Consider the following 3,052-nt stretch of genomic DNA (forward strand, 5'->3'; position numbering starts at 1 on the left):
TTCATTAGTTGAGTATCCTTTTGTAGAGGATAAAAAATTATTAAATGTTGATATAAATTCATTGTATCTAAACTTTAATTATACGGATACTTTAGAAAGTTACTATGGTGTAAATTCTGAAAGTATTAATTATATTCATGGCAATATAAATAATGAAGATAACGATACTGAAATAGTACTAGGTCATGCTGTAAACTTAGATAGTGTCGATGAATTAGATATGAAAAAACCTGATAATCTAAGTTTAGCAGAGGAGGAAGAGTGGGAAAGTTGGAAAAATGATCAGTATGACTTTTCCGTAGAGTTGGGAAAAGAAGTAGTTCGTAGCTATTTTAATAAAACATTTAAAAATACTAAGAAAATTATTGATGAAAATAAAAATTTCTTTTTAAGCTTAAAAGAAGTGACTGAGATTGTAATTGTAGGTCATTCTCTGTCTGATGTTGATCTTCCATATATAGAAAAAATAAAACAGTGCGTTGATTTAGATGCTAAATGGAAAGTTACATATTATGGTGATACAGAGAAAATAAAGCACGAAAAAACACTAACTAAACTTCAGATTGTGAATTTTGAAGTTATTAGAATATCAGACTTATAAAATGATTTAAGTGAGATACTTTTATGCGTAAAAGCCTACAAATTGAGGTAGGTATCAGGGTAACTAAAGGTAAACAAAAGGATATTCGCGCAATAAAGGCAAGCTGGATAAGCACGAAAGGTTATGACAAACAAAGCACGATACGTTACAAAAATGGCAAAGTGCTCGCAGTTACAACGCAGCTAGCGTGGGATCTTGTTCCTACTAAAGACAATGCTACTCAGCTCAACTTTGGGCAAGCTAATGGGCGCGATAATGCATTCTTAACAGAGTGGGCAGATGTTCCAGCAAAAGATCAGCATATGATCACTGGCTGGAATCAAAGTATTAAGCCGCGCGATATTCAATTACGGATTCTCTACACGCCTATCCCTGCCAAAAAAGACCTGCAGAGCAGCACACGTTTTTATCGCTGCAATGAGCATGGCAAGCGCTTTAGTGCAGAACAAGAACTACGTGAAAGCCTTTATCTACCGCATGTCAAACCTTTAGTTTTTGACTTTAAAGGCAAGCGTTACACACCCAATACCACGCCTTTTGTGTATTTTGATTTTCGATACATCAAACCAACGCATGCAATTCAACCGACTGATTCAATGGGCGATCGCATTCGTTGGGGTACTGCAAGACAAATTGAACGTGATTGGCGCATTCGCTGGAAGTGGGGGCGACCTTGTGATCCAAGGACGACGGGTATTACATACCCTGATTATGTCGGCCCTATCATCGTGATACCTGAGCCAGAAGAGCCAATTGTTGAGGATAGTTATGTGATTGGAAACAGCGTAGAAGTGGTGGTGCTGCCTGATCGCACACCTATTGAATTTACAACATTTACTTTATCGCTAGATATTGATTCGTTTAGCTGGGGGTTTTCAGGCTCGCTTTTAGGTAAAAGCGCGCTACTGCAGATCAAGCCAGATGCTAGCGGGCAAAAGCTAATTGAAGCGAAAATTAACGGTCATATATGGCAGTTTATTATTGAAAGCTATAGTCGTGATATGCGTTTTGCAAACGAACGCTACAGCGTACGTGGTGCAAGTCGCACACAATACTTAGCCGCCCCTTATGCATTGAAAACCTCAGCGGTGAATGCGGTTGATATTACAGCACGCCAAGCCTCAGAGGACCTATTGCTTAATACTGGCTTTGTTATGAAGTGGGATAGTATCAACGAAAACCCAGTCGACTGGACAATTACTGCAGGTGCGTTGAGCTACTTAGATCAAACGCCGATTGAAGTCATTTCACGTATTGCAGAAAGCATTGGTGCGGTTGTTAAACCCGCCAAAGCAGGTAATGAGTTTAGTGTTTTGCCACGTTATCGTGATGCCGTTTGGAACTGGGATAACGCAACAGTCGATCGCATTATTCCAACGCAAATCGTTCCCGAAATCGGTGGCGAATGGACTCCACAGCCGCAATGGAATAGCTGTTATGTCAGTGGTATTAACTTTGGTGTAGCCGTTGATGTACGCAGAGCGGGTACTGCAGGTGATCAATACACCACAGATGTGTATGACGACCTGATAACCGATACCGCAGCAGCGCGAGCCCGTGGCATTGCTGAAATCTGCAAAGGCGGCAATCAAGAAATTGTTACACTCAACATGCCGTTATTTCCAGAGCAAAAAGCACCAGGGCTAATTGAGCCAGCAATGCTGTGTGAGTTTAGATCGCTCGATGAGGGCAACTGGCGTGGCTTGTGCTTATCAACTGAAATCGACGTCAGTGAAAGCGGCACGAGAGTAGTGCAAACAATTAAATTGGAGCGACATCATGGCAACCGTTAACCCGTGGAAGCGATTTATTAATCTTTTACCTGATGGCGGCCGAGTCGTTGGCACGGTAGTGTGGCAAGATAAGAACGCAGGCATTACGCGTGTTCAACTACGCAACGGCACAGAACTCAGTGCTCAAGGTGTGGATGTTGAAATAGGGCGTAAAGTCTTTATTAAAGACGGGCAGGTGGTAGGTCCTGCTCCTGAGTTGCCACAGTTTGATATTGAGGTTTGAAAATACTAATGATTAAAAGAATTAAAGAGATTGATTGGGAAAACTTAAAAACATATTTATGGATTATTTTTTTCTGTATATTTTTTATTTATATTTTATGCATGTTTATTTTCCCATGGATTGAGCATAGAAGTTGGATTAAAGTTCAAAAGGTCTGGCATAGTTGGCAGTCACTAAATGTTGGTATTATTGCATTAAGTTCGAGTTTGGTTGCATTGTATGTTGTAAAATTTAGTGAAATTAGTAGGCGAAGAATAGAGTATAATTTAGCTAGACATATGTTAGCTATAAGTGCTGATAAGATAACAAGGGATATGGTTAATATTGGTAAAAAACTTATTAAAAAGTTAAATAATAACGATTGTGTGGAAATTGACTCTGCTAAAATAAATATCGAAGATGAGATAATATTGAATTTTTTAAACTATATTAGGT

At 39.3% G+C, this 3,052-nt stretch carries 4 protein-coding genes; all 4 read left to right on the forward strand.

The window, feature by feature from the left end; all coding sequences use genetic code 11:
* Positions 1 to 601: AbiH family protein (locus VQ643_RS16035; protein WP_414201484.1), on the forward strand; the 601-nt coding region annotated here is incomplete at its 5' end.
* A 23-nt stretch (positions 602 to 624) separates the two neighbouring features.
* On the forward strand, positions 625 to 2,394 hold the full coding sequence (locus tag VQ643_RS16040; protein WP_414201486.1) for a hypothetical protein: 1,770 nt from the start codon (positions 625 to 627) through the stop codon (positions 2,392 to 2,394).
* A complete protein-coding gene (locus VQ643_RS16045) occupies positions 2,381 to 2,617 on the forward strand; it encodes a hypothetical protein (protein WP_414201488.1) in 237 nt (78 codons plus the stop codon). The genes VQ643_RS16040 and VQ643_RS16045 overlap by 14 nt, the downstream gene beginning before the upstream one ends.
* 8 nt (positions 2,618 to 2,625) lie before the next feature.
* On the forward strand, positions 2,626 to 3,052 hold a 427-nt coding region (locus VQ643_RS16050; RefSeq protein ID WP_414201490.1), incomplete at its 3' end, for a hypothetical protein.

The sequence above is a fragment of the Pseudomonas sp. F1_0610 genome (assembly GCF_047470865.1).
Lineage (GTDB): Bacteria > Pseudomonadota > Gammaproteobacteria > Pseudomonadales > Pseudomonadaceae > JAZDRH01.

Excerpts from the sequence above, each read along its gene's own strand:
- VQ643_RS16045 (WP_414201488.1), top strand. The coding sequence starts at position 2,381 with ATGGCAACCGTTAACCCGTGGAAGCGATTTATTAATCTTTTACCTGAT.
- VQ643_RS16040 (WP_414201486.1), top strand. The coding sequence starts at position 625 with ATGCGTAAAAGCCTACAAATTGAGGTAGGTATCAGGGTAACTAAAGGT.